22 protein-coding genes are annotated in these 24888 nt (G+C 70.5%); 14 read left to right on the top strand and 8 right to left on the bottom strand.

Annotation, left to right across the window (positions count from 1 at the left end):
- Positions 1–13: 13 nt before the first annotated feature.
- The 7 genes from AC6EXY_RS00780 to AC6EXY_RS00810 all read right to left on the bottom strand — a co-directional run bounded on the left by AC6EXY_RS00780 (position 14) and on the right by AC6EXY_RS00810 (position 7951).
- Entirely contained in the window at positions 14–1549 is a 1536-nt protein-coding gene (locus AC6EXY_RS00780; protein ID WP_101829978.1) for a sugar ABC transporter ATP-binding protein, read from the bottom strand.
- A gap of 171 nt (positions 1550–1720) precedes the next feature.
- Complete coding sequence (locus AC6EXY_RS00785) at positions 1721–2968, bottom strand: NAD(P)/FAD-dependent oxidoreductase (protein WP_165818205.1); 1248 nt, start codon at positions 2966–2968, stop codon at positions 1721–1723.
- Entirely contained in the window at positions 2869–3876 is a 1008-nt protein-coding gene (locus tag AC6EXY_RS00790; protein ID WP_499816802.1) for an IclR family transcriptional regulator, read from the bottom strand. The genes AC6EXY_RS00785 and AC6EXY_RS00790 overlap by 100 nt, the downstream gene beginning before the upstream one ends.
- Before the next feature lie 101 nt (positions 3877–3977).
- Entirely contained in the window at positions 3978–4538 is a 561-nt protein-coding gene (locus AC6EXY_RS00795) for an aromatic-ring-hydroxylating dioxygenase subunit beta (protein WP_101829980.1), read from the bottom strand.
- A gap of 13 nt (positions 4539–4551) precedes the next feature.
- Positions 4552–5850, bottom strand: a complete 1299-nt coding sequence (locus AC6EXY_RS00800; RefSeq protein WP_101829981.1) for an aromatic ring-hydroxylating dioxygenase subunit alpha — start codon at positions 5848–5850, stop codon at positions 4552–4554.
- Between the two features lie 30 nt (positions 5851–5880).
- The gene (locus AC6EXY_RS00805) at positions 5881–6768 is read right to left on the bottom strand and encodes an alpha/beta fold hydrolase (protein WP_499816803.1); all 888 of its coding nucleotides are present in this window, start codon (positions 6766–6768) and stop codon (positions 5881–5883) included.
- Between the two features lie 298 nt (positions 6769–7066).
- The gene (locus AC6EXY_RS00810) at positions 7067–7951 is read right to left on the bottom strand and encodes an alpha/beta fold hydrolase (protein WP_101829983.1); all 885 of its coding nucleotides are present in this window, start codon (positions 7949–7951) and stop codon (positions 7067–7069) included.
- Positions 7952–8209: 258 nt separating this feature from the next.
- On the opposite strand from AC6EXY_RS00810, the gene AC6EXY_RS00815 reads away from it, so the two are divergent.
- Complete coding sequence (locus tag AC6EXY_RS00815; protein ID WP_499816804.1) at positions 8210–9679, top strand: DHA2 family efflux MFS transporter permease subunit; 1470 nt, start codon at positions 8210–8212, stop codon at positions 9677–9679.
- Positions 9680–10144: 465 nt separating this feature from the next.
- On the opposite strand, the gene AC6EXY_RS00820 is transcribed toward AC6EXY_RS00815, so the two are convergent.
- Positions 10145–10567 carry a hypothetical protein gene (locus AC6EXY_RS00820; protein ID WP_499816805.1) on the bottom strand — a complete coding sequence of 141 codons (423 nt, stop codon included), beginning with the start codon at positions 10565–10567 and terminating at the stop codon, positions 10145–10147.
- Between the two features lie 870 nt (positions 10568–11437).
- On the opposite strand from AC6EXY_RS00820, the gene nifV reads away from it, so the two are divergent.
- From nifV to AC6EXY_RS00885, 13 genes are all read left to right on the top strand, one after another.
- Positions 11438–12655: a homocitrate synthase gene (gene nifV, locus AC6EXY_RS00825; protein ID WP_101832443.1), complete on the top strand. Its 1218-nt coding sequence runs from the start codon at positions 11438–11440 to the stop codon at positions 12653–12655.
- 221 nt (positions 12656–12876) lie between these two features.
- On the top strand, positions 12877–13740 hold the full coding sequence (nifH, locus tag AC6EXY_RS00830; RefSeq protein ID WP_101832446.1) for a nitrogenase iron protein: 864 nt from the start codon (positions 12877–12879) through the stop codon (positions 13738–13740).
- A 68-nt stretch (positions 13741–13808) separates the two neighbouring features.
- Positions 13809–15269 (top strand): nitrogenase molybdenum-iron protein alpha chain, encoded by a 1461-nt coding sequence (nifD, locus tag AC6EXY_RS00835; protein ID WP_101832444.1) that lies wholly within the window; start codon positions 13809–13811, stop codon positions 15267–15269.
- Positions 15270–15466: 197 nt separating this feature from the next.
- A complete protein-coding gene (gene nifK / locus AC6EXY_RS00840; RefSeq protein WP_101832445.1) occupies positions 15467–17029 on the top strand; it encodes a nitrogenase molybdenum-iron protein subunit beta in 1563 nt (520 codons plus the stop codon).
- Positions 17030–17442: 413 nt separating this feature from the next.
- Complete coding sequence (gene nifE, locus AC6EXY_RS00845; protein ID WP_101834288.1) at positions 17443–18843, top strand: nitrogenase iron-molybdenum cofactor biosynthesis protein NifE; 1401 nt, start codon at positions 17443–17445, stop codon at positions 18841–18843.
- The gene (locus AC6EXY_RS00850; protein WP_101834290.1) at positions 18843–20522 is read left to right on the top strand and encodes a nitrogenase component 1; all 1680 of its coding nucleotides are present in this window, start codon (positions 18843–18845) and stop codon (positions 20520–20522) included. The genes nifE and AC6EXY_RS00850 overlap by 1 nt, the downstream gene beginning before the upstream one ends.
- Positions 20516–20947 (top strand): nitrogen fixation protein NifX, encoded by a 432-nt coding sequence (gene nifX / locus AC6EXY_RS00855; RefSeq protein ID WP_101834292.1) that lies wholly within the window; start codon positions 20516–20518, stop codon positions 20945–20947. Before AC6EXY_RS00850 ends, nifX begins: the two co-directional genes overlap by 7 nt.
- Positions 20944–21387 (top strand): NifX-associated nitrogen fixation protein, encoded by a 444-nt coding sequence (locus AC6EXY_RS00860; protein ID WP_101834294.1) that lies wholly within the window; start codon positions 20944–20946, stop codon positions 21385–21387. Before nifX ends, AC6EXY_RS00860 begins: the two co-directional genes overlap by 4 nt.
- On the top strand, positions 21377–21661 hold the full coding sequence (locus AC6EXY_RS00865; RefSeq protein ID WP_499816807.1) for a CCE_0567 family metalloprotein: 285 nt from the start codon (positions 21377–21379) through the stop codon (positions 21659–21661). The genes AC6EXY_RS00860 and AC6EXY_RS00865 overlap by 11 nt, the downstream gene beginning before the upstream one ends.
- Positions 21658–22059, top strand: coding sequence for a nitrogenase-stabilizing/protective protein NifW (nifW, locus tag AC6EXY_RS00870; RefSeq protein ID WP_101834298.1), 402 nt, complete (start codon positions 21658–21660; stop codon positions 22057–22059). Before AC6EXY_RS00865 ends, nifW begins: the two co-directional genes overlap by 4 nt.
- Positions 22056–22652 carry a nitrogen fixation protein NifZ gene (locus AC6EXY_RS00875; protein ID WP_243407971.1) on the top strand — a complete coding sequence of 199 codons (597 nt, stop codon included), beginning with the start codon at positions 22056–22058 and terminating at the stop codon, positions 22650–22652. Before nifW ends, AC6EXY_RS00875 begins: the two co-directional genes overlap by 4 nt.
- Positions 22652–24256 (top strand): nitrogenase cofactor biosynthesis protein NifB, encoded by a 1605-nt coding sequence (gene nifB, locus AC6EXY_RS00880; RefSeq protein ID WP_499816808.1) that lies wholly within the window; start codon positions 22652–22654, stop codon positions 24254–24256. The genes AC6EXY_RS00875 and nifB overlap by 1 nt, the downstream gene beginning before the upstream one ends.
- Positions 24253–24873 (top strand): iron-sulfur cluster assembly accessory protein, encoded by a 621-nt coding sequence (locus AC6EXY_RS00885; protein ID WP_101834302.1) that lies wholly within the window; start codon positions 24253–24255, stop codon positions 24871–24873. The genes nifB and AC6EXY_RS00885 overlap by 4 nt, the downstream gene beginning before the upstream one ends.
- Positions 24874–24888: the final 15 nt, after the last annotated feature.

Here is a 24888-nt window from a genome sequence, read left to right on the forward strand (position 1 = left end):
GGTTCTTCCTTCGTTACGAGGCTCGTTGGACCAGCCGGCCGGACACGGCCACGTTTGCCACGGACTCCTCGTCGAACTCCGCCGCGTCGAAGTGGCCCCGCACCTCTCCCTGGTAGAAGACGATCACCTCGTCCGCCAGTCCGAGCAGTTCCGGGAGTTCGGACGAGATGATCACGACGGCGGCGCCGTCGGAGACGAGCTGCTGGAGCAGCCCGTAGATCGAGCTCTTGGCGCCCACGTCCACGCCGCGGGTCGGCTCGCTCAGGACGTAGACGGCGCAGCCACGCGCGAAGACCCGCCCCAGGACGACCTTCTGCTGGTTTCCGCCGGACAGGGTCGAAATCCGCACGCCGTCGCCCGCGGCGACCACCCCGTAGCGCCGCATACTGTCCGCGACCCGGCGCTGCTCCTCCCGCACCCGCAGCAGGCCCTTGGTGCTGAGCTGGGACATCCACGCCAGGGAGAAGTTCTCGGCCACGCTGCGGCCGGGGAGGATGCACTGTCCCTTGCGATCCTCCGGGACGAATCCGATGCCGCCGTCGAGCGCCGCCCGGGGGTTGGCGACGCTGATCCGCCGGCCGTCGACCCGCACCTGTCCGGTGGCCGCGAGGACGCCGCCGAGGGCGAGCCCGAGCTCGGTCTTGCCGGAGCCGACCAGGCCGGCGACGCCGAGGATCTGGCCGCGGCGCAGGGTGAAGCTCGTCGGCCGCAGCCGCCCGTCCACCGACGCGAGGTCGCGTACCTCCAGCACGGTGTCGCCAGGGGTGACATCGCGGTTGCCGAAGTAGTCGTCGAGGTCGCGGCCGACCATCATCTGCACCAACCGGTCCTCGGACGTCGCCGGCAACGGGACGGTGCCGACGAGCCGGCCGTCTCGCAACACCGTGGCCCGCGTGGCCGAGCGGTACAGCTCCGGCATCCGGTGGCTGATCATCAGGACGGCGACGCCGCGGCGCCGCTGCTCCTCGACGATTCCCAGCAGCCGGTCGGTCGCCGCTTCGGACAGCGAACTGGTGGCCTCGTCCAGGATCAGCAGCCGGGCCTGGGTGGACAGGGCCCGCGCGATCTCGATCTCCTGCTGGAGTTCGATGCTCAGGCTGGAGACCTGGGTGCGCGGGTCGACGTGGACGCCGAGGGAGTCGAGGACCCGGGCCGCGTCGCGGTAGGCGCGGTTCCAGTCGATGATCCCCAGGCGGGTACGCGGGAGCCGGCCCAGGTAGACGTTCTCCGCCACGCTCAGGCTGGTGGCGAGGGTCAGTTCCTGGCTGATCGAGACAATGCCGTGGCGCAGTGCGGCGGCCGGGCTGGGAATGCTGATGCGCCTGCCGTCCAGCCAGATCGAGCCGCTGTCCGGCTGGTGCGCGCCGCCGATCACCTTCGAGATCGTCGACTTGCCCGAGCCGTTCTCTCCGGTCAGCGCATGGACCTCGCCCGCGTGCAGTTCGAGGCTGACGTTGTTCAGAGCCAGGACACCCGGAAACGCCTTGCTGATTCCCTCGACGCGAAGGAACGGCGCGTCGCCGGATCGCGAGCTGTCGGAGCTGTCCATCACGACCTTTCCTCGGTCCGTCATCCGTAGGCTGTAGTGGTATCTGGCATCTGTGGTGCCTAGAATCTGCTGGCGGCGGGCTGGCGCCGGAAGTGCGCCGGTCCCGTCAGCGGGATTTGTCCTCGAACTGTTTCCCGCCGGAAATAAACCGCCCGAGCACGGCGGGTCAGCTCAGCGGAAGAGCGGCGTGGGAGTACGGCGGGCGAGCTGACGCAGGTCAACCGACTCGTCGCCGAGCTCATCCGCGTCGACGGCGACGCGCCCCGCGATGAGCTTCATCGCGGCCCGCACGTCCCGCCCGCGACCGATCGCGAAGACTCCGGCGACGGTCCCGGCCCGCAGATGAAACGCGGCGAACGACGAGGACTCCCGGTCACCGCGCAGCACCACCTCGTCGGCGGCCCCCAGCTCCCCGGCGAGCTGGATGTTCATGTCGAACTGGTCGCTCCAGAACCACGGCACGTCGCGGGCCGGCAGCGGCGCCCCGAGCATCGCGGCGGCCGCGACCGCGGCCTGCTCCTGGGCGTTCTGGTAGGACTCGTACCGCACCAGCCGCTCACCGAACCAGGACGGCTGCACCGTCACGTCACCCGCGGCGAAGACCGCGGGGTGCGACGTCCGGGCCGCACGGTCGACCACGACCCCGTGGCGGCTGCCGGCGAGGTGCAGGCCCAGGTCGGCGGCGAGTTCGGTCCGCGGCGCCATGCCGATGCCCGCGACGACGACGTCCGCCGGCAGTGTCGTGCCGTCGTCCAGCTCGACGCCGGTCACCCCGCGCCCGCCGCGGATCGCCCGCACGCCCACGCCGATCCCGATCCGCACCCCCCGCCGCAGGTGCTGCTCGGCCACGAAGGCACCCCAGGTCGGACCGAGACTGCGGGAGGCCGGAACGCTCGCCGCCTCGACCACGGTCACGGAGCAGCCCAGGGCCTGCGCGCTGGCCGCCACCTCCAGGCCGATGAAACCGCCGCCGACGACCACCACCTCCCCGGCGGTCTTCAGCGCCGAGCGCAGCGCGACCGCGTCGTCGAGGTCGCGCAGGTGGAACACGCCCGGCAGACCGGCGCCCGGCACCTCCAGCCGGACGCAGCGACCACCAGTGGCCAGCAGCACCTTGTCGGCGATGACCGCACCGCCCGAGGCGAGCGCGACCGTCCGTGCCGACGGGTCGAACCCGACGGCACGGTCCCCCAGGCGCAGTTCCACGCCCAGGTCGTCCCAGTCGACGGGCAGCAGGACCGACTCCGCCCCGCGGTCGGTGAGCAGCACCGCCTTGGACAGTGGCGGCCGCTCGTAGGGCGGGTGCTCCTCGGCCCCGATCAGCGCGATGCGGCCGTCGAAACCCCCGGCGCGTAGGGCCTGCGCGGCCCGCGCGCCGGCGAGGCTGGCGCCGATGACAGCGAAAACGGGCCTGTCCACGAGCTGTCTCCTTGGTGTGTGTGCGCGTCGGGCGTCCGGCGGTCCGCGCTTCTGCCGTCCGCGCTTCTGCCGTCCGCGCTTCTGCCGTCCGCGCCACCGCTGCGGGTGCCGCCGCCGTGGGCGCCGCCGCGCATCTGTTGGGCGATCCGGCGGGCCTGCACCTTCATGGCCTGCTCGAGCTCGTCGGCGCGGGTCATGGTGCTGCTGACCGAGCAGCTCACAGCGCCGAGCACGGCACCGGAGGCGTCGATGACCGGGACGGCGACCGCCACACAGTTCATCCGGATCTCGTGCCGCATCCAGGCGACGCCGGTGCGACGGATCTCGGCCATCTCGCGGGCGAGTCGATCCGGACCGCTGATCGTGTAGGGCGTCATCGCCACCAGCGGTTCGGCGACGACGGCGTCGAACACCTCGCGCGGGCTGAAGGCGACGATCGCCTTGCCCGCCGAGGTGCAGTACGCCGGGGCGCGGGTGCCGACATCCATCCAGCTGGACGGGTCCTCGCCCACCGCACAGATCTTGTCGACGCACCGCACGCTGGTCCTGTTCTGCAGGACCGACAGCACCGTCGCATACCGGAAACGCGCGAACAGCTCAGCCAGATAGGGATGCGCGATGCGGGTGAGCGAGCTGTTCGCCGGGGCCATCCGGCCCAGTTCGGACAACCGGGCGCCGAGCGCGAACGCACCGGCCCGTCGCTCGACGACCCCCCAGTCGACAAGCTCGCCACACAGCCGGTGCGCGGTGGTCTTGGAGATCCCCGACTCGCGGGAGAGCGCGGTCAGGCCGAGCGGCCCGAACTCGGCCAGCGTCTCGACCAGGCACCGCACCTTCTCGATCACCGAATCGGGGTTCTGTTCGGTACGCTCCGCCGCCTGCTCGAGCCGCCGCGCCGCCATCGTCATTCGTCGCCCGTCCTCCGGTCCGCCACCCGGCACCGGGAGATCAGCCGGACGGGGCGGGGCACGGCCGCGTCCGATCAGAAGTCATCAGAAGTCATCAGAAGTCAGAAGAAGACGCTGAGGTTCTTGGAGAGGACGACGTTCTGGTCGAGCAGGACCACCCGATCGGCGATCTGGAAGGATCCGTCGTCGGTCGGGCGCAGGCGGTCGTAACGCTCGCCGGCCCAGAGGTCGACCTCCGCCTCCAGCCGGTTGCGGTAGACGAGGAAGTTCGAGCGCACGTCGTAGCTGCCGGCCTCGTCCGCGCTCGACCTGATCCGCACGTTGGTGATCAGGTGCCGGGTCCGCGAGGGCGGGTCCTCCGCCCAGTTGGAGCCGGACTCGCGCTGATTCACGTACAGCTTGAGGGTCTTCATGTCGGCGTCGAAGTGCGCCATCTCGATGCCGCGCGCGGCGGCCTCGTCGGCGAACCGCTGCCGCCGCAGCCGGTTGCGTCGCACCGGCAACCGGTAGTGGCTGTCCGTGCTGAACAGGTCGTACCAGGCGTGGTACTTCCACTCGTCCAGCAGTTCGGCCTCGTAGTAGTAGAACTGCTCGATCCGGAACTGCAGCTCCTGCGTCGCCGCGGTGAACGCCGTCAGCTCCGCCTCGACCTGTGTGGTCATGTCGCCCCTCCGCTCAGCTCTCGTCACCGGACTCGCGCACGGCATCGACGCGCGGCCACTTCTCGCTGGTCATGAACTCCAGCCAGCGCCGGTAGAAGGTGCGCTGCGGACCCTCGCCGTAGTAGGTCCCGTTGATCCGGCCGGGATAGGTCTCGTGGTCCTCGGTCTCGTGGCCCAGGCCCATCTGGTAGTTCCAGTCCATGCGCCGGGTCTGGTAGCCCTGCTCGAGGATCTGGCCCATCAGGTTCCAGTTCTCGCCGTCGTCGAGCTCGACGATGCCGGCGGCACCCTCGGTGAGGGTGGCGGACAGCTGCTGGGCCTTCTTCACCTGCTCCGGGGCGTCCTTGTCGACGACCGTGAAGGACCAGATCTCGAAGGTGTTCGGGCCCTTCGGATGCCACACTCGCAGGTTCGCCGAGGCGGGCAGGCCCGACATGTTCGGGAACACGGTGAAGTTGCCCAGCATGTTCGTGCGGGACGAGCCCAGCCGTTCCTCGACGACCGGATTGCGCTCAGCGTTGTAGACCGACAGCGGGTCGTCGTCGAAACGGGTCACCCGGCCGAAGACCATCGAATGGCCGTGGCCGTGCCGGGAGGAGAACTGGGCACCCTCCGGCATCTTCCCCCACATGCCCTCGCCGATCTTGCCGAGCGAGGAGGAGTGCGTGACCTGCGCATGGTAACCGTCACCGGCGAACTGCTCGGCCGCGATCTTCCAGTTGCCGCGGATCGTCCACTTGATGACGCCGGGCAGGATCTCGATACCGCCGGGCACGTGGTCGACCCAGGAGTCGATGTAGAAGGTCATGTCGCCGAGGTACTCGTGCAGCGGCGGCGCGGTCGGGTCGAACGTGGCGAACCACAGACCCTTGTAGTTGTCGATCTGTGCGACCTGGACCAGGCCCCACTTCTTGCGGTCCAGATCGTTGTGGTAGGCGTCGGCGAGGTTGGGGACGTTGATCAGCTCCCCGGAGATGTCGTACGCCCAGCCGTGATAGGTGCACATGAAGTTCCTGGCGTTGCCGTCCTCGGCCCGGCAGACCTTCATGCCGCGGTGCCGGCAGGCGTTCAGGTAGGCCCGGACCGAGCCGTCCTTCTGCCGCGCGACGATCACCGGGTCGCCACCCATGTAGGTGTTGAAGAAGTCGCCCGGCTTCGGAATCATGCTGTCGTGCGCGAGGAAGAGCCACGCCCGCCCGAACAGGCGCCCCAGCTCCTCCCGGTAGACCTTCTCGTCGATGAAGATCTCCGGGCTGATGAGGCCCTTCTCCCACTGGACCTTGTCGGCCAGGTCATCGATCTCGATGGACATGCGGCGCTCCCTTCCGGTGCGTGGTGACGCTCAGGCGTTGGTGACGGGTGAGTCGAGGAAGGCCTTGACGACCGCCGCGAAGTCCGCGGGCCGCTCCTCCTCCATGTGGTGCGCCGCCTCGTCCATGAGGTAGACGTCGCCGTAGGGAGCGATGTCGGAGAGCAGGACCGGGTAGGTGTTCTGGACGAAGATGTCCTGCTTGCCGAAGAAGAACAGGATCCGGGCCCGCACCGTGGCGAGCTTGTCCGCGAGGTCCTCGGGCTCGCCCCAGGCCTCGGCGGAGGCGAGCATCCGCTGCCCGTCCGACAGGCTGTAGAGGTAGCGCAGCTCCACGCGGTCGGGCGCGACGTTCGCCGGATCCCAGTACTCCAGCCGTTCCATGATCGGAACGATCTTCTCGGGGGACGGGCCGTCGCCGCCGTAGTAGTTGGCCCACGCGGTCATGCCTTCGAAACCCAGCTCCGGGGTCTTGGCGCCGCGCCCGCGGTGCACGGGCTCACTGCCCGTGATCACCATCTTGCGGACCAGGTGCGGATAGTCGGCCGCGAGCGCGATCGCCGCCGACCCGCCGATCGAGTTGCAGACGAAGTCGGCCTCGGTGACGCCCAGGGTCGTAAGCGTGGCGGCGATGCGCCGCGCGTGCGCCGTCCAGCGGGGACCGTCGATCCTCGCGACACTGGAGAAGCCGTAGTTGAGCATGTCGACCAGCAGCACGCGCCGGTCGGCGGCGAACAGCGGGGCGACGGGTGCGAAGTCCGTCCAGGACGTGCATCCCGGGCCGCCGCCGTGCAGGAAGACGGTGGGCTTGCCGGACCCCAGCTCGGCGACCCACAGGGCGTCCTCGCCGGCGGGCACGAGTTTCCCCTCGGGAGCGCCGAGGGCATACACCGCAGCGGTCTCACTCGCGATGGTGGTCATAACACTCCTTGATCGCCCGCGGAGTTTCGGCATCATCATTTGCGGGTGTGTGGACTGATGCTAGGCGGATCCCAAGGATCGGTGAATGGACGGCGGTCCGCTCACCGGTCCGCGGTCTGTTACTTCTGAATAACCATTGTTTCGGGAATTCGACGGCCTGCGCCGCGGAGCACGGTCCGCTTACCCGGACGTCACAGGCCGGATCAGCAGTGCACTGATGGGACCGCGCAGCGTTCGGGTGCCGCAGTCGCGTTCCCGGGGCCGGGGGCGGCATTTGTCACACCCCGCGGCCCCGGTGTCAGGCCGCCGGTGAGGTGCGGGCGAGGAAGTCGAGGACCAGCGACGCGAACGCGTCCGGCCGCTCCATCGGCGGCCAGTGGCCGCACTCGTTGAGCACCACCACGTCCGCGCTGGGCAGGTAACTCATGATCATCAGGGCCTGCTCGAAGGGCACCATGCGGTCGAAGCGGCCGTGGATCACCAGCGTCGGCACGGTGACCCTCGGCAGGTCCACCACGTTGCTGTGCGGGACGCTGACCGAGTCCTGCGTCGCCTGCCAGTGGTCCATCCGCTGCGCGCGGAAGGCCATCAACTCGTCCACCAGCTCAGCCGTGACCAGCGACTCGTCGTACCAGAGCCCGCGCAGCAGGCGTTCCAGCTTGTCGCGGCTGCCCGGGTCGGCCTGGCTCTCCAGCTGCAGCCGCATCACCTCGCCGGGGAACGGCGCCAGCAGGTACGGGTCTCCGCCGGTCGAGGCGTGACACGCGCCGATGACGAGGCGCTCCACCCGCCCGGTGTGCTGGAGCGCCAGGTCCAGACAGGTGGTCGCGCCCTGCGAGGTGCCGACCGCGGTGATCCGCTCGATGCCGAGGTGGTCCAGCACCCGCACCACCGCGCGGACGCAGACGTCATGGGCCGGCTCGTGGAAGGTGACCGGCCCGGTGTGCCCGTAGTTGGTCAGCTCGACGACGATGCAGCGCCGGGACTTCGCCAGGACGGCGAGCACGTCCCGGTAGAGCAGCCAGGCGGTCGATCCCGGCTGCGGGCCCCAGGCGGACACCAGGAGCAACGGCTCGCCGGAGCCGACGTCGAGGTAGTAGATCGGCCCCTCGGGCGAGTCGATCACGTGCGCGAGGCCGTCCGGCGGGAGCAGCTCCCGGGGAGTCGGGTCAGCGGTGGGCATGCGGGCACCTCCGGGCTCGGCGGATCCCGTCCGGGCTGCGGCGGGAATTGTTGTCCGCAGGGGCCGCGCCGACCCTGCGAAACACGCGATTCCTGTTTTGAATCACGTTCGTCGAGAGCCCGGCAAGCTGTCTGGTCCGCTGAGTGAAACGCGTTCCTTGACCGTCACGAATCTGACTCGGCTGAATAGGCGCATGGGGTCGAGACCGATTGGTTCCGCGTTGCCGCAAGGTTCGCACAGCACCCGGGATCGGCTCGGATGACCAACTTCTGCGACCCGGCTCGGCCGCGCCCCCGCGTCACCCCGCGCGCCGCGGCGGCGACCGCCTACGTGACGAGCCTGTTCATGGCCGCGCTCGACACCCACATCGTGAACGTCATGCTGCCGACGCTGGGCCGCGACTTCGACGCGCCGCTCGCGTCGGTCAAGTGGACGGTGATCGGCTACATCCTGGCGCTGGCCATCACGATGCCGGCGGCCGCGTGGTTGACCGGACGCTTCGGTGAGCGACGGGTGTTCGTCACCGCGCTGGGTCTGTTCGTGCTCGCGAGCGCCGCCTGCGGCATGGCCCGCAGCCTGCCCGAACTCATCGCCGTCCGCGGCCTGCAGGGCGCGGCCGGCGGCCTGATCGGCCCGGTCGGCACGGCGATGCTCTACCGCGCCTACCCACAGAGCGAGCGGGCCCGGATGACCCGGCTGCTGCTGATGCCGATCGCGCTCGGCCCCGCGCTGGCCCCGCCGCTCGGCGGCCTGCTGGTGGACCACCTGAGCTGGCGGCTGGCCTTCTTCCTCAACGCTCCCATCGGCCTGGTCACCGCGGCGATGGTGCTGCTGGCCCCCGCCGCCGCCGAGCAGCGCCAGCGGGTGCGACTGGGGGCGGGCAACTTCGCGACGGCAGCGGTGGGACTCAGCGGTGCGCTGTACGTCCTGGGCGAGGGACCGGAGCTTGGCTGGACGCATCCGATCACCCTAAGTGTTGCAGTGGTCACCATCGTTGCGGTCAGGCTGTTCGTCGCGATCGAGTTGCGGGCCCGGGAACCGCTGATCGATCTGGGGCTGTTCCGGGACTCGCTGTTCCGCTACTCGAACCTGGCCACGGCCTTCCAGACGATGGCGTTTCTCGGCGGCATGCTCTACATCACGCCCCTCATGCTGCAACAGGCCGCGGGACGGTCCCCGCTCATCGCCGGCCTGGTCCTCGCGGTGGTCCCGGTGGGCGTGGTGATCTCCTCGCAGACCGTCGGACGGGCCTTCGACGTGCTGGGGCCGCGGGTCCTGGTTGTCGTGGGCCAGTCGCTGCTGGCCGTCGACCTCGTGGTGCTGAGCAGGTTCGACGGCGACACCCCGCTCTGGGCGTTCTGCGCGGCGATGCTGGTCGCCGGGCTGGTGAACGGGATGGCAATGGTGGGCCTGCAGGCGTCGATGTTCGGCAACATCGGTGCCGACGAGATCTCCAGGGCGGCCGCCGCGCTGACGATGAACAGGCACGTGTCGACCGCGCTCGGGGTGGGTCTGGTGACCGCGGTCCTGTCCGCCAGCGCTGTCACGGCGGCCGGTGGCGCTCCCGGTGCCGGTCGGTTCCAGGTCGCCTACCTGGTGGCGGCGGCCTGCTCGGCAGCTGCCGCGGTCGCCGCGATCGAGCTGCCCCGCAGCATGCGGACCGCGAACGCCACCGTCCCCGACGCCGGGCAGCTCAAGGGCGTCACCGAAACGGCCCGCCAGGCCTGAGACGCAGGCTGCGGCACCGCTTGGCCGCCAACACTTGACGCGAGGACGCGAGGACGCGAGGACGCGAGGACGCGAGGACGCGAGGACGCGAGGACGCGAGGACGCGGATCCGCGGAGCAGGGCGGACCCGCGTGGCCCACGGAGCCGCTGTCACTCGTGCACGCTTCCCGCTTGTGGGAAGTCGTCTTGACAGACGGTTCGCGGGGAACGGCCGGCCGCAGAGATGATCATGGAGGTGTCACTTCGTCCCGGGTTCCGCCCGCGGGGCCACGGCGGAGTCGCGGAGCCCGGGAACAAGGGGAAGACCGCGGGGGCAGTGCGGTCTCGAGTGAGCACGACCGGCCTCCCGCCCGCGATCGGACGGGAAGCCGGCGCGCGTTCACGCGGCGGTGGGGCGGGTGGGCGGGTCGGCCCCGTCCGGCGACCGGCGAGTGTCGCCGGGCGGGGCCGACCACCCGGCGGCGGTCAGGGCAGGTCGCGGGCGCAGTCCCGGCAGCGGTCATTGAGGATGGACAGGAGCTCGACGGCCTTGAGAGAGGCGTCGCGGACCTTGGCGATGTCCTGCGACGAGTTCAGGCGGATCAGGGCCGACTCGGCGCCGTCCGAGGCGCCCTCGCGGACCGCCTCGACGATCTCGGCGGCCGGCGTGCCGTACTGGAAGAGCAGGATCTCCTTGTCCTGGTAGGCGGGCAGTTCCATCGGCAGGTGCCCCAGGCCGATACCGGCGAGGTTGCGGCTGAGGATCTGCCGTACGTTCGTGCCGAGCCGGCCGTAGCCACCGATCTCCCGCAGCAAGCCCATGGTGGTCCTGAAGACTCCGTTGTTCCCCACCACTGCCGCCCGCAGGTCCTCCCAGTTGCCCGGGGCATCGGTTGGCATACCGATCATCTGGGCCTCCGACATCTCTACCGTCCCAGCAGGCAACCGACGCACCTCGCGTCTGTGTGTACGGACACGTCCAGCTCCTTCCGCTCGCCCGGCAGGGAAAGCACCACCTGGCGCGGTCCTGTCCGGACCAGGGTGCGTACCCTGCCGTTATCTACTGCCATTCTTTTGTTATCCATAAGATATCCGACAGGCCTCGTGAGGTCCAAGGCAAGAACGCCCGCAAGGGTTTCGAAACCGTTAACCCTCGCTGCACAGGACGATGGTGACGCCATCTGGCCGTGCCGATTAGTGCGTACTCCGCACCGCCCGCCGCCAGCGTCGAAGAAGGGGTGGAGAGGGAGTGGAGAAGGGTCGAAAACACCATTCCGTAGTCTCTGTGTCACGGATTGATGGTCCTGGTTCACTCGATCGGATACCCCGGCATCCGCACGGGCGGATGCCGCCCGGCGGATGGCGTTATTCGCTCCGCGGCCACTGGCACCCTCGGTCAGGTTCGCGACCCCGTGGGCCCCCGACCTGCCAGGTGGGCCCACCCCAGCAGTGTGACCGGGCCCATGTCAGGCGGCTCCGTGGCGGCGCGGAGGCGACTCCACGGCGACTCCACAGCGACTCCATGACGGCGCCACGCCGGCTCGGTAGCGGGACCCCGAAGAAAAATTCATCCTTGGATTTATCCTGCGGAATATCTTCACGGACAACTCGCCGGGAAAGCTTCCGAACATCTCGCCAGAATACCTGTTAACCGCGAAGTTACCGGCGCTTGCCGACTCGAAATAATCGGCTCCTAGTCTGATTCATGTCGCCGCCGAACAAACGGTGAACCGCAGTTCGCGGCGCGGCCCATGTCCTTCAGTTCCGGAGCGACGGCTGGTGATGACAGTGCGCGAGACCCGTTTTCCCAGCTCATCTGCCACGGCGACACAGCCGGACGCGGTGGTCAGATTCTGCGACACCACGCTCCGCGACGGCGAGCAGGCGCCTGGTGTCGCGTTCACCGCGGCCGAGAAACTCGCCATCGCCGGCGCTCTGGACGCCATCGGCGTACACCAGATCGAGGCCGGCATCCCGGCCATGGGTGTCACCGAACGGGACGTGCTGCGGGAGATCCTCGCGACCGACCCGAAGGCCGAGATCGTGGGCTGGTGCCGGGCCGATCACCGCGATGTCGAGGCCGCGGCCAGCTGCGGCCTTGTCACCGCGCACCTGACCATCCCCGTCTCCGACTTGCACCTGAAGAGCAAGTTGGAGCGGGACCGGGCCTGGGCGCGGCGGCGCGTCCGCGACTGCGTCGTGGACGCGACCGACCGGGGGATGCGGGTGAGCGTCGGTTTCGAGGACGCCTCCCGCGCCGACGACGCGTTTGTCACGGACCTGGCGGGCGAACTGCGGGAGCTGGGCGTCACCCGGTTGCGCTGGGCCGACACCGTCGGCCTGCTCGACCCGGTGAGCGCGTACGACCGGCTGGGGCGACTGGTCAGGGCGGTCCCGGGGCCGTGGGAGATCCACGCCCACGACGATTTCGGCCTGGCGACGGCCAACACCATCGCCGCCGTCCAGGCGGGGTTCACCTGGGTCAGCACCACCGTGCTCGGCCTCGGTGAACGCGCCGGGAACGCTCCGATCGAGGAGGTCGCGATGGCGCTTCGGCACCTGCTGAAGCTGCCGATCGACCTCGACACCACCTCGTTCCGCACGCTGGCCCAGCTGGTCTCGCGGGCGGCTGGCCGCCCGCTGCCGGCGGGCAAGGCGGTGGTCGGCGAGTCGGTGTTCGCGCACGAGTCGGGCATCCACGTGCACGGCATCCTGCGTCATCCGGCGACCTACGAGCCGTTCGACCCCGCCGAGGTCGGCGGTCGGCGGCGGCTCACCGTCGGCAAGCACAGTGGGCGGGCGTCCCTACGCCACGCGCTCGAGCAGTGCGGCATCACCGCCGAGGAGAGCGAGCTCGAACCGCTGGTGGAACAGGTTCGGCTCGCCGCCACCCGGCACAAGCGCGGCCTCGACAGCCGTGACTTCCAGGAACTTCTCGGGCGGGTCGAGATGCCGGCCCCCCGAGCGGGGACCCCGACGCGCGAGGAACCGGTCTGACCGACCGCATCCGCGCCGACGGGTTCAGCACGACCAGCAAGGCCCCGCACATCCAGCAGGGTTCAGCACGACCCAGCAACGGTAGTGCCGACGTCCCGGTCCAACCCGACCGGCGGCACGCCCGGCATCCCGCAGACCCGAACCGTGTGACCGGCCCGACCGGCCTGGTCACGCCCGGTGATCCGCGAGCCGCGGCAGACCGTACCAAGGAGGAGCACCACATGCGCCAGATCGCCTTCTACGGCAAGGGTGGTATCGGCAAGTCCACCACCCAGCAGAACACCATGGCGGCCATGGCCGAGATGGGCAAGAAGGTCATGATCGTCGGCTGTGACCCGAAGGCCGACTCGACCCGCCTGATCCTGCACTCGAAGGCGCAGACCTCCGTCATCCAGCTGGCGGCCGAGAAGGGGTCGGTCGAGGACCTGGAGCTCGACGAGGTCCTGGTCGAGGGCCAGTGGGGCATCAAGTGCGTGGAGTCCGGTGGCCCGGAGCCGGGCGTGGGCTGCGCCGGCCGTGGCGTCATCACCTCCATCAACTACCTGGAGGAGGCCGGCGCCTACGAGGACCTCGACTTCGTGACCTACGACGTCCTTGGCGACGTCGTCTGCGGTGGCTTCGCGATGCCGATCCGCCAGGGCAAGGCGCAGGAGATCTACATCGTCACCTCCGGCGAGATGATGGCGATGTACGCGGCGAACAACATCGCCCGCGGAGTCCTCAAGTACGCGCACTCCGGTGGTGTCCGGCTCGGCGGGCTCATCTGCAACAGCCGTAACACCGACCGCGAGGACGAGCTGATCATGGAGCTCGCCCGCCGCCTCAACACCCAGATGATCCACTTCATCCCGCGCAACAACGTCGTGCAGCACGCCGAGCTGCGCCGGATGACGGTCATCGAGTACGACCCCAAGAACTCGCAGGCCGACCAGTACCGCGAGCTGGCCCGGAAGATCGTCGACAACGACATGAAGACGATCCCGACGCCGATCACCATGGACGAGCTCGAGGAGCTTCTCATCGAGTTCGGGATCATGCAGCAGGAGGACGAGAGCATCATCGGCAAGGCCGCCGCCGTCGCCTGACCCCAGCCAGACACCGACGCGCACCCGACGCTCCCTGCTCCGACACCGTCGAGGATGAGGTCCCGATCATGACGACGACGCCGGCCCCGTCCCGGGCCGAGACCGAGGCGATGATCGCCGAGGTCCTGGGTCAGTACCCCAAGAAGGCCGCGAAGTTCCGGGCCAAGCACATCAAGGCCAACGACCCCGAGGGGTCGAAGGAGTGCGAGGTCAAGTCCAACATCAAGTCCCGCCCCGGGGTCATGACGATCCGCGGGTGCGCCTACGCCGGCTCCAAGGGCGTGGTGTGGGGCCCGGTGAAGGACCTGGTCACCATCAGCCACGGCCCGGTCGGCTGCGGCCAGTACTCCTGGGCCACCCGGCGCAACTACGCGCACGGCCACCTGGGCGTGAACAACTTCACGGCGATGCAGGTCACCACCGACTTCCAGGAGAAGGACATCGTCTTCGGCGGTGACCCCAAGCTGGAGCAGGTCTGCGACGAGATCGTCGAGATGTTCCCACTGGCCAAGGGCATCTCGGTGCAGTCCGAGTGCCCGATCGGTCTGATCGGCGACGACATCGAGGCCGTCTCCAAGAAGTCCGCGAAGAAGCTCGGCATCCCGGTCATCCCGGTTCGCTGCGAGGGCTTCCGCGGCGTCAGCCAGTCGCTGGGCCACCACATCGCGAACGACGCGGTCCGCGACCACGTGCTCGGCACCGGCGGCGACACGTTCGAGCAGACGCCCTACGACGTCGCGCTCATCGGTGACTACAACATCGGCGGGGACGCCTGGGCGTCCCGGCGGATCCTCGAGGAGATGGGCCTGCGGGTCATCGCCCAGTGGTCCGGAGACGGCACGATCAACGAGATGGCCTCGACGCATCTGTCGAAGCTGAACCTGATCCACTGCTACCGGTCCATGAACTACATCTGCACGACGATGGAGGAGCGCTTCGGCACTCCCTGGACCGAGTTCAACTTCTTCGGTCCCTCGAAGATCATCTCCTCCATGCGTAAGATCGCCGAGTTCTTCGACGACGAGATCAAGGCGAAGACCGAGGCGGCGATCGCCCGCTACCAGGTGCGCTTCGACGAGATCACCAAGGCCTTCCGTCCGCGGCTGGAGGGCAAGCGGGTCATGCTCGCCGTCGGCGGCCTGCGCCCGCGGCACACGATCGGCGCCTACGAGGACCTCGGCATGGAGGTCGTCGGGACCGGCTACGAGTTCGCCCACAAGGACGACTACACCCGGACCTACGCCATGCTCAAGGAAGGCACCGTCCTCTACGACGACCCGACGGCGTTCGAGCTGGAGGAGTTCGCCAGGTTCCTCAAGCCGGACCTGATGGGCGCGGGCGTCAAGGAGAAGTACGTCTTCCACAAGATGGGCATCCCCTTCCGCCAGATGCACTCCTGGGACTACTCCGGCCCGTACCACGGCGTGGACGGCTTCGCTGTGTTCGCCCGCGACATGGACATCGCGATCAACAGCCCGGCCTGGGACCTCCTGGAGGCTCCCTGGTCGAAGTCCGGCCAGGTGGCCTGACCAGCTGGTCCGGCCGGCGACCGACCAGGCGGAATCCGCCCGGCTAGGCAGCCGTCCAGCCAGGCCTGCCGTCCAGACGGCATAGCAGTTTTTCCAGCACTGCCGGCAGCAGCCGCGGCCGCTGCGCGCGGCGGCTGCTGCCGGCAGGCATCGAGCCCCCGCTGGGGCGGGCCCCGCAGGGGAGAGGAGGACGTCCGGTGACGACGACCCCGGAGCACACGAACGCGGTCCCACTGCGTGTCCTCGACCACAACGACATCTTTCGTGACGAGGTCTACCAGAAGCAGTTCGAGGGCAAGCGCGAGTTCGAGAACGCGGCCCCGAAGGAAGAGGTCGAGCGGGTCCTCGAGTGGACCCGCGGCTGGGAGTACCGGGAGAAGAACTTCGCCCGCGAGGCCCTGACCGTCAACCCGGCCAAGGCCTGCCAGCCGCTCGGCGCGGTGCTCGCCGCCCTCGGGTTCGAGGGCACCATGCCGCTGGTGCATGGCTCGCAGGGCTGCGTGGCCTACTTCCGCAGCCACTTCGCCCGGCACTTCAAGGAGCCGGTGCCCGCCGCCTCCACCTCGATGACCGAGGACGCCGCCGTGTTCGGTGGCATCAACAACCTCGTCGAGGCGATGGAGAACATCACCGCGCTGTACAAGCCGAAGCACATCGCGGTCAGCACCACCTGCATGGCCGAGGTCATCGGTGAGGACCTGTTCGCCTACATCGGCGCGGCGCGCGAGCAGGAGGCGATCACCCAGGACTTCCCGGTCTCGTACGCCCACACCCCGTCGTTCGTCGGCTCGCACATCACCGGCTACGACGCGATGCTCAAGGGCATCCTCGAGATGCTGGCGAAGTCGCCGGACGCGGACGCGTCGAAGATCGAGAAGTCGGACCGGGTCCGGCTGAACGTGATCCCCGGCTTCGACACCTACGTCGGCAACCATCGCGAGTACCGCCGCATCCTCGAGCTGATGGGCGTCGACCCGATCATCCTGGGCGACCACTCCAGCTCGCTGGACTCCCCGGCCGACGGTGAGTACGACCTCTACCCGGGCGGCACCACGCTGCTCGAGGGCGCGCTCGCGAAGTTCAGCCGCGCGACCGTCTCGCTGCAGGAGACGGCGACCCGCAAGACGTCCGAGCTCATCCGGGACACCTGGAAGCAGGACACGGTCGTGCTGGAGACCCCGCTCGGGGTCCGCGGCACCGACGTCTTCCTCACCGAGGTCGCCCGGATCGCCGACGTGGAGATCCCCGCGGAGCTCACCGCCGAGCGCGGCCGGCTCGTCGACGCGATCACCGACTCGCACGCCTACCTGCACGGCAAGCGGGTGGGCATCGCCGGCGACCCGGACCTCGTCGTCGCGCTGACCCGCTTCGTGCTTGAGCTCGGCATGATCCCGGTGCACGTGGTGAGCACGAACTCCGACTCCAGCTTCAAGGCCCGGATGGAGAAGGTGCTCTCGGCCAGCCCGTTCGGCCAGGAGGCGACCGTCTGGCCGGAGAAGGACCTCTGGCACCTGCGGTCGCTGGTCTTCACCGAGCCGGTCGACCTGCTCATCGGCAGCATGCAGCTCAAGTACATCTCCCGTGAGGCGAACGTGCCGCTGGTCCGGGTCGGCTTCCCGATCTTCGACCGGCATCACCTGCACCGCTTCCCGATCGTCGGGTACACCGGCGGCCTGCAGCTGCTCAGCCAGCTCGTCAACACGATCCTCGACGAGATGGACCGCAACGCCCCGGACCACAGCTTCGACGCGGTCCGCTGACCCGTCGCCCGCTGTAGCGCCCGAGGCGCCTCCGGCTCCGCCGCCCCCGGCGCCCCGTCGCCCGACGAGGCCGCCGACGGCCCGACTCGACAGCGCCGTCGAGTCGGGCCAGGCGGGACGAACTGGACACTGACGTGGCCGGCCGGCCGCGCCCACCGCGCTCCCTGCGGTCGGCCGGCCACTCCCGCGGGTCGAGGCAGCCGGCGCCACCTGTGGCGGCTCCCACCCAGGCCACCTGTGGCGGCTCCCACCCCAGGTCGCCCGTGCTGACTCCCCGCCCCCCGAGCGGGTCGGTCGACTCCCTCCCGGGTCGACCGACCCTCTCCCTGCCGCCCTCCGCCTGCGGCTCACTGTCCTATTTATGCGTATTCATCCAGCCTCACCCGAGGACCGCCCCCTCCCGAGGATGGCCTATGTCCGCTCCGGAACGCGCCGCCCTGTTCAGCGAGACGGCCTGCGACACCAACAACGCCAAGAGCGAGAAGCAGCGCAAGGCGGGCTGCCCCAAACCCCAGCCCGGTGGCACCGCCGGCGGCTGCACCTTCGACGGCGCCATGATCACCCTGGTCCCGATCGCCGACAGCGCCCACGTCGTGCACGGCCCGATCGCCTGCGCCGGCAACTCCTGGGACGGCCGCGGCAGCCTGTCCTCCGGCCCGACCCTCTACCGACACGGCTTCACCACCGACATGTCCGAGAACGACGTCGTCCTCGGCGGCGAGCAGCGACTGTTCGACACGGTCTGCGAGATCGTCGAGCGGTATGCGCCCCCCGCGGTCTTCGTCTACTCCACCTGCGTGACCGCCATGATCGGCGACGACCTGGACGCGGTCTGCGCCTCCGCGTCCGCCCAGACCGGCGTGCCGGTCATCCCGGTCGAGGCCCCGGGCTTCGTTGGCAACAAGAACCTCGGCAACAAGATCGCCGGCCAGGCGCTGCTGGACCATGTGATCGGCACCGTCGAACCGGACGACGCCGGACCGCTCGACGTGAACCTCATCGGCGAGTACAACATCGCCGGCGAGCTGTGGGACGTGCTGCCGGTGCTGCGCCGACTCGGCCTGCGGGTGCGCGCCTGCATCAGCGGCGACGCCCGCTACCGCGACGTGGCCGCCGCCCACCGGGCCCGCGCGACGATGGTCGTCTGCTCCCGGGCCCTGCTCGGCCTCGCCCGCGGCCTCGAGGAGCGCTACGGCATCCCCTGGTTCGAGGGCAGCTTCTACGGCACCCGCGCGATGGCCGACAGCCTGCGTGGCTTCGCCCGCCTGCTCGACGACGACGACCTCACCCGGCGCACCGAGGAGCTCATCGCCGCCGAGGAGGCCGCCACCGAGGCGGCGATCGCGCCGTACCGCGCCCGCCTGGCGGGACGCAAGGCGGTCCTCTACACGGGCGGGGTGAAGAGCTGGTCGATCGTCTCGGCGCTGCAGGAACTCGGCATCGAGGTGGTCGGCAGCGGCATCACCAAGAGCTCCGACGGTGACGTGGACCGGATCCGCGAGCTGCTCGGTGACAGCAAGATGATCAAGGACAGCAGTCCGCGGGAGTTGCTGCGGGTCGCCGAGGACACCGGGGCGGACATCCTGGTCGCCGGCGGGCGCAACCAGTACACCGCGCTCAAGGGCCGGCTGCCCTTCCTCGACATCAACCAGGAACGGCACATCCCCTACGCGGGCTACACCGGGATGGTCGAGTTCGCCCGCCAGCTCGACATGGCGATCGCGAGCCCCGTCTGGGAGCAGGTCCGCCGCCCAGCCCCCTGGGACGCGGCCGACGCCGGCGCTCGCGACGGCCACGCGGCGGAGGCGGCGTGATGGCCCGGATCACCGTGGTGGAGCGCGGCGCGACGATCGACCCGCTCAAGTTCTCCCAGCCCCTCGGCGCGGCGCTGGTCTTCCTCGGCCTCGCCCGCTCGATGCCGATCATGCACGGCTCGAAGGGCTGCGCGTCGTTCGCGAAGGCCCTGCTGACCCGGCACTTCAACGAGCCGATCCCGCTGCAGACCACCGGCATCACCGAGGTGACCGCGGTCGTCGGCAGCGGCGAGTCGCTGGTCGCCACCCTCGACGCCATCCGCAAGAAGCAGCGCCCGGAAGTCATCGGACTGCTCACCACGGGCGTCACCGAGGTGTCGGGTGAGGACGTCGGCGGCCAGCTGCGCGCCTACCTCGACGCCTGGGCCGACGCGGACGCCGGACACGGCGCGGACGCCGGACACGGCGCGGACACCGGTCACGACCTGGGGCCGCTGATCATCGGGGTGTCGACCCCGGAATTCCTCGGTGGCCTGTCCGACGGCTGGAGCGCGGCCCTGGAAGCGCTGGTCCGGGCGGTCGTCCCGGCGCCGCCCGGTGGCGCGGCGGGCCTGGTGTCACCGGTCGGCGCGCGGGGCCGGACGCCCGTGGCGCGACGCGAGGCGGTGGAGGGTCACACCGCCCTGCTCGCGGCGTCCGCGCTGCCCACGCCCCCGCAGACCACCGGCGAGGACGGTGACCCTGATCTCGTCGCCGTCCTCGCCGGTCCCGGCCTGACCGCCGCCGACCTCGACGAGCTGGCCGAGCTGGTCCGCGCCTTCGGGCTCACCCCGGTGCTGGTCCCCGACCTGTCCAGCTCCGTCGACGGGCATCTCGCCCCGGCCTGGCAGCCGACGACCACCGGGGGGACGACCGTCGCCGACCTGCGCCGCCTGCGCGACGCGTCCGCCGTCCTGATCGCCGGCGCGACCGCGTCCGCCGCCGGCGAGCTGCTCGCCGCGCGGACCGGGGCGCCGCTGCTGCGCCACCGGCACCTCGCCGGCCTCACCGAGACGGACGCGCTGGTCGGCGAGCTGATGGCGATCAGCGGCCGGACCGCGCCGCGCGCGGTGCGCCGGGCGCGGGCGCGGCTCGCCGACGGCCTGCTCGACGCGCACTTCGTCCTCGGCGGGGTGCGGGTGGCGATCGCCGCCGAGCCGGACACCCTGCTCGCCGCCGGCTCGCTGCTGCACGACGCCGGCGCCGAGATCGTGACCGCGATGTCGCCGACCCCCGCGCCGGCGCTCGCCGACGCACCCTTCGACGAGGTGGTCGTCGGCGACCTGGCCGAGTTCGCCGCGCGGGCCCGGGCCGCCGGTGCCGACCTGGTCGTCGGCTCCAGCCACCTGCGCGAGATCGCGCACCAGCTCGGCGCGGCGTTCCTGCCGCTCGGCTTCCCGATCTTCGACCGGCTGGGGGCGACCCTGACCGGCACCGCGGGCTACGGCGGAAGCCTGCGCCTGCTCATCGACGCGGCGAACCGCGTCCTCGACCACGGCCACACGCACCATCGGACTCCGGACGACCAGCGCGCCGAGCACGCGCACCCGGGCCAGGTGGACGCGCGGGCCCCAGTGGATACCGCGTCGACCGGACCCGCGTCCGACGCAGGGCAGTCCTCGACGGACATCCCCCGCCAGCCGCGCGCCACGGCCGACCCCGATGAACTCGACAACCTGTTCCAGGAGTCACCGTGTTGAAGATCGCTTTCGCGACGAGCGACGGGACCGCAGTGGACCAGCATTTCGGCTGGTGCCGCCGGTTCGACGTGTACGACGTCGGCCCCGAGGGATCCCGCCTGCTGGAGAGCCGGCTGTTGGACGAGGCCGCCAACGATGAGGAAAGCAAGATCGAGTCACGGCTGTCCGCCGTCGCGGACTGCGTGATCCTCAACATCAGCGACATCGGCGGCACGGCCGCCGCGCGGGTCGTCAAGGCCCGGATCCACCCGGTGAAGGTGGCCAAGGGGACGAGCGTCGCCGACCTGCTCGACCGGTACGTCGCGACCCTCGCCGGCACGCCGCCGCCCTGGCTGCGCAAGGTGCTGCGCGCCCGCGACCCGCAGCCGACCACCCAGAACTGGACCCGCAGCGTCGCCGCGGTGCTCAAGGGAGACGCCGCATGACCGAGATGACCGGATTCCTGCGGGACCTGCTCGACCAGGTCCGCGCCGACGACGCCTACGGCCAGCTCGGCCGGTTCTCTGACGAGCGGCTGCTCGCCCCGTTCGTGGTCACGAAGGAGGAGCGCCGGAAGATCCCGGCGTCCTGCGACCTGGAGCCCGCCACCGAGGCCCGGCTGCGGTGCTTCTACCAGGCGGTGGCGGGCGCCATCGAGAAGGCGACCGGCGCGTTCAGCACGACCGTCCTCGACATCAACCACGAGGGCTTCGGCCGGGCGATCGTCTTCGCCGGCCGGCTCGTCGTCCTCGACGACGCCCTGCGCGACGTGCAGCGCTTCGGCTTCGACTCGCTGGACAAGCTCGCCGCCCGCGGCGAGTCGCTGGTGATCAACGCGGCGAAGATCGCCGAGCGGTTCCCCGAGGTGGCCCGCGATGACTCCTGACACCCCGACCACCGCCGGCCCCGCGTCCGCCGACGCCGCGTCCGTCGAGGTCGCGAACCTCGACCCGGAGGAGGCCCGCAAGCGGCTGCGCAAGCTGGGCATGAAGGCGTCGCAGCTCAAGCTCGACCTGCACGACCTGGCCGAGGACCTGCCGCTGGGCTGGGAGAACATCCCCGACCTCGCGCGCCGAACCTACGACGCCTACGCCGAGATCGCCCTGCTGCAGACGCTGGCCGACGCACCGTCCCGGGCCGACAGGGAGGCGTCGGCATGAGCGCGACCGGCACCGCCGCCGCCCGGCTCGCGGGCTTCCACCGCTGCTCCACCGCGGAGGAGTACTTCGCGCTGCTCGATGTCGACTTCGACCCCCGCGTCGTCGCCGTCAACCGGCTGCACATCCTGCGGGTGTTCTCCGGCGAGCTGGTGAAGCTGCACGACGCCGGGGACGGCGAGCGCACCGATCCCGAGGAGCTGCTGCGCGACTACCGTGCGGCGCTCGTCCGCTCGTACGAGGCCTTCCTCACCGCCACCGCGCTGGACCACCGCGTCTTCAAGGTCCTCAAGGACCGCGCACCCGAGTCGGCCTTCGTGCCGTCATCCGAGATCACCGTCCGGCGACCGGGCGAGGACCCGTCGCCGGCACCGTCCGAGCAGCCGGAGGATGCCCGATGAGCAGCAACACCTACGACGTCGGGGATGTCGTCGCCACCGTCAAGGATCTGCGCAACGACGGGACGTACCCGGACCCGGCGTTCGCCGTCGGCGAGGTGCTGGTCGAGGCCGGCACCATCGGCGAGGTCATCAACGTCGGCCTCTACCTGCAGGAACACATCGTCTACGCGGTCGCGTTCCGCAACGGGCGGGTCGTCGGCGCGCTGGAGCGCGAGCTCGCGGTGCCCGTGATCGACGCGGACGCGATCGAGGCCCGGGACGAACCGATCCCCGCCACCGCGAGCGCGCCCGCCGAGGCCGCGGCGAAGGCGGCGACCCCGGCGAAGGGCGAGGCCGCGACCCCGGCGCCGGGCGACCAGCCGGTGGCGGTGCCGATCGCCGCGGTCAGCGCCGACGGGCCTGGCCAGGGCCATGGTCACGGTGGCGGCCACGGCGAGGGGCACGGCGGTGGCAAGGGCCACGGCGGGGGCGGCTGCAAGCACGGGTCGTCGAACTGCGGCTCCGGCAAGGGTTCCGGCGCGGCGGGGGACGCGGCGAAGGAGGACACCACGGCTGTGGCCGCCGAGGCTGCGGCATCGAAGGGCGGGGCGTGATGACGGGCAAGCCACTCGCCGTCGCCGACCGTCCCGGCGGTTGCGCCAGCACCACGAGCTGCGGCACCAGCGCGCCCGCGCGGAACGCCGAGCTCGCGGAGAAGATCGCCAACCATCCGTGTTACAGCGCCGAGGCCCACCAGTACTACGCGCGCATGCACGTCGCGGTCGCTCCCGGTTGCAACATCCAGTGCAACTACTGCAACCGGAAGTTCGACTGCGCCAACGAGAGCCGCCCGGGTGTCACCAGCTCGCTGCTCACGCCCGAGGACGCGCTGGCCAAGGTCAAGCTGGTCGCCAGCGAGATCAAGCAGATGAGCGTGCTTGGCATCGCCGGCCCCGGCGACCCGCTGGCCAACCCGAAGCCGACATTCCGCACGATGGAGCTGGTGGCCCGGGACTGCCCGGACATCAAGCTGTGCCTGTCCACGAACGGGCTGCGGCTGCCGGAGTTCGTCGACCGGATCGCCGAGCTCAACGTCGACCACGTCACGATCACGATCAACATGACCGACCCGGAGGTCGGCGAGCGGATCTACCCGTGGGTGGCCTGGAAGGGCAGGCGGTACACCGGCCGGGAGGCGTCGACGATCCTGGCCGAGCAGCAGCTCGCCGGGCTCGCGGCGCTCACCGAGCGCGGGATCCTCTGCAAGGTCAACTCGGTGATGATCCCGGGCGTCAACGACGACCACCTCGTCGAGGTCTCCCGGACCGTCAAGGAGCTCGGCGCCTTCCTGCACAACGTGATGCCGCTGGTCTCGGCGCCCGAGCACGGCACCCACTTCGGGCTGACCGGCCAGCGCGGCCCGACCCCGCAGGAGCTCAAGGCCCTGCAGGACCGGTGCGAGCAGCACGACGGCGCCGAGATGACCATGATGCGGCACTGCCGGCAGTGCCGCGCCGACGCGGTCGGCCTGCTCGGCGAGGACCGCGGCGACGAGTTCACCCCGGAGACCTACCAGGGTCGGGAGATCACCTACGACCTCGCCGGCCGGCAGGCGGCGCACGAGGAGATCGAGCGCTGGCGCGCGGAGGTCGCCGCCACCCGCCGCAGCCTCAACATCGCCACCGGCGCCCTGCTCCCCGCCGGCACCACCCTCACCGGCGCCACCCCGTCCTCCGGGGACGCCGCGGCCGGCCTCGGCGGGGCCGGCCTCGCCGCGGGCACCGCGGCCGACTCCCCGGCCGACTCCCCGACCGGCACCCCGGCCGCCGAGCCGGCCCGGCCGGATGAGGTCGTCCTCATCGCGGTCGCCACCAAGGGCAGCGGCGTCGTCAACCAGCACTTCGGTCACGCCGGCGAGTTCCTCATCTACGAGGGCGGCGCCGGCTGGGCCCGGCTGGTGCAGACCCGCGACGTCGACCGGTACTGCACGGGCCCGTCCGAATGCGACGAGGACGAGTCCCGTCTCGACCAAACGATCGCGATGCTGTCCGACTGCTCCGCCGTGCTCTGCAGCAAGATCGGCGGCGGCCCGCGCGAGGCGCTGACGGCGGCCGGCATCGAACCGGTGGAGATCTACGACCTGATCGACAAGGCGGTGGCCGAGGTCGGCGGCCGCCTCAGCGCGCACCGCGCCCCCGCGAAGGCAGGTACATCATGACCGCGACCGCCACCGCCATCGAGCTGACCGACCGGGCCCGCGCGCAGGTCCGCCGCCTGCTCGGCTCCACCCCGGGCACGGCCGGGTTCGCGCTGCGCATCGGCGTCGACCCGGGCGGCTGCTCCGGCTACACCTACAACCTCTCGCTCGTCCCCGACGCCGACGCCGACGACATCGTCTACCCGCAGGACGGCTTCGACGTCCTCGTGCACACGTCGATGGTGGACCTGCTGCGTGGGATGCGCGTCGACTACGCCGAGACGCTGACCTCCTCCGGCTTCACCTTCACCAACCCGAACGCGAAGAGCTCGTGCGGCTGCGGCTCGTCGTTCGGCGCCTCCGACTCCCCGCAGCGCACCGAGGCCGACGCGAAGCTGCGTGCCCAGGTCGAGGACGTGCTGGGCGAGATTCGGCCGTTCCTGCGCGGCGACGGCGGCGACGCCGAGATCGTCGCGGTCCTCGCCGGCGGCGGCGAGCCGGGCTCCGCCGAGGTGCACCTGCGCCTGACCGGTGCCTGCGGTGGCTGCTCCAGCGCGAACGCGACCCTGACCGGGGTGATCGAGACCCGGCTCAAGGAGGCGCTGCCCGAGATCGGGCGGGTGGCGCTGGTCTCCTGACCGGCCCTTCCCCGC

The sequence above is a fragment of the Frankia sp. RB5 genome (assembly GCF_059816245.1).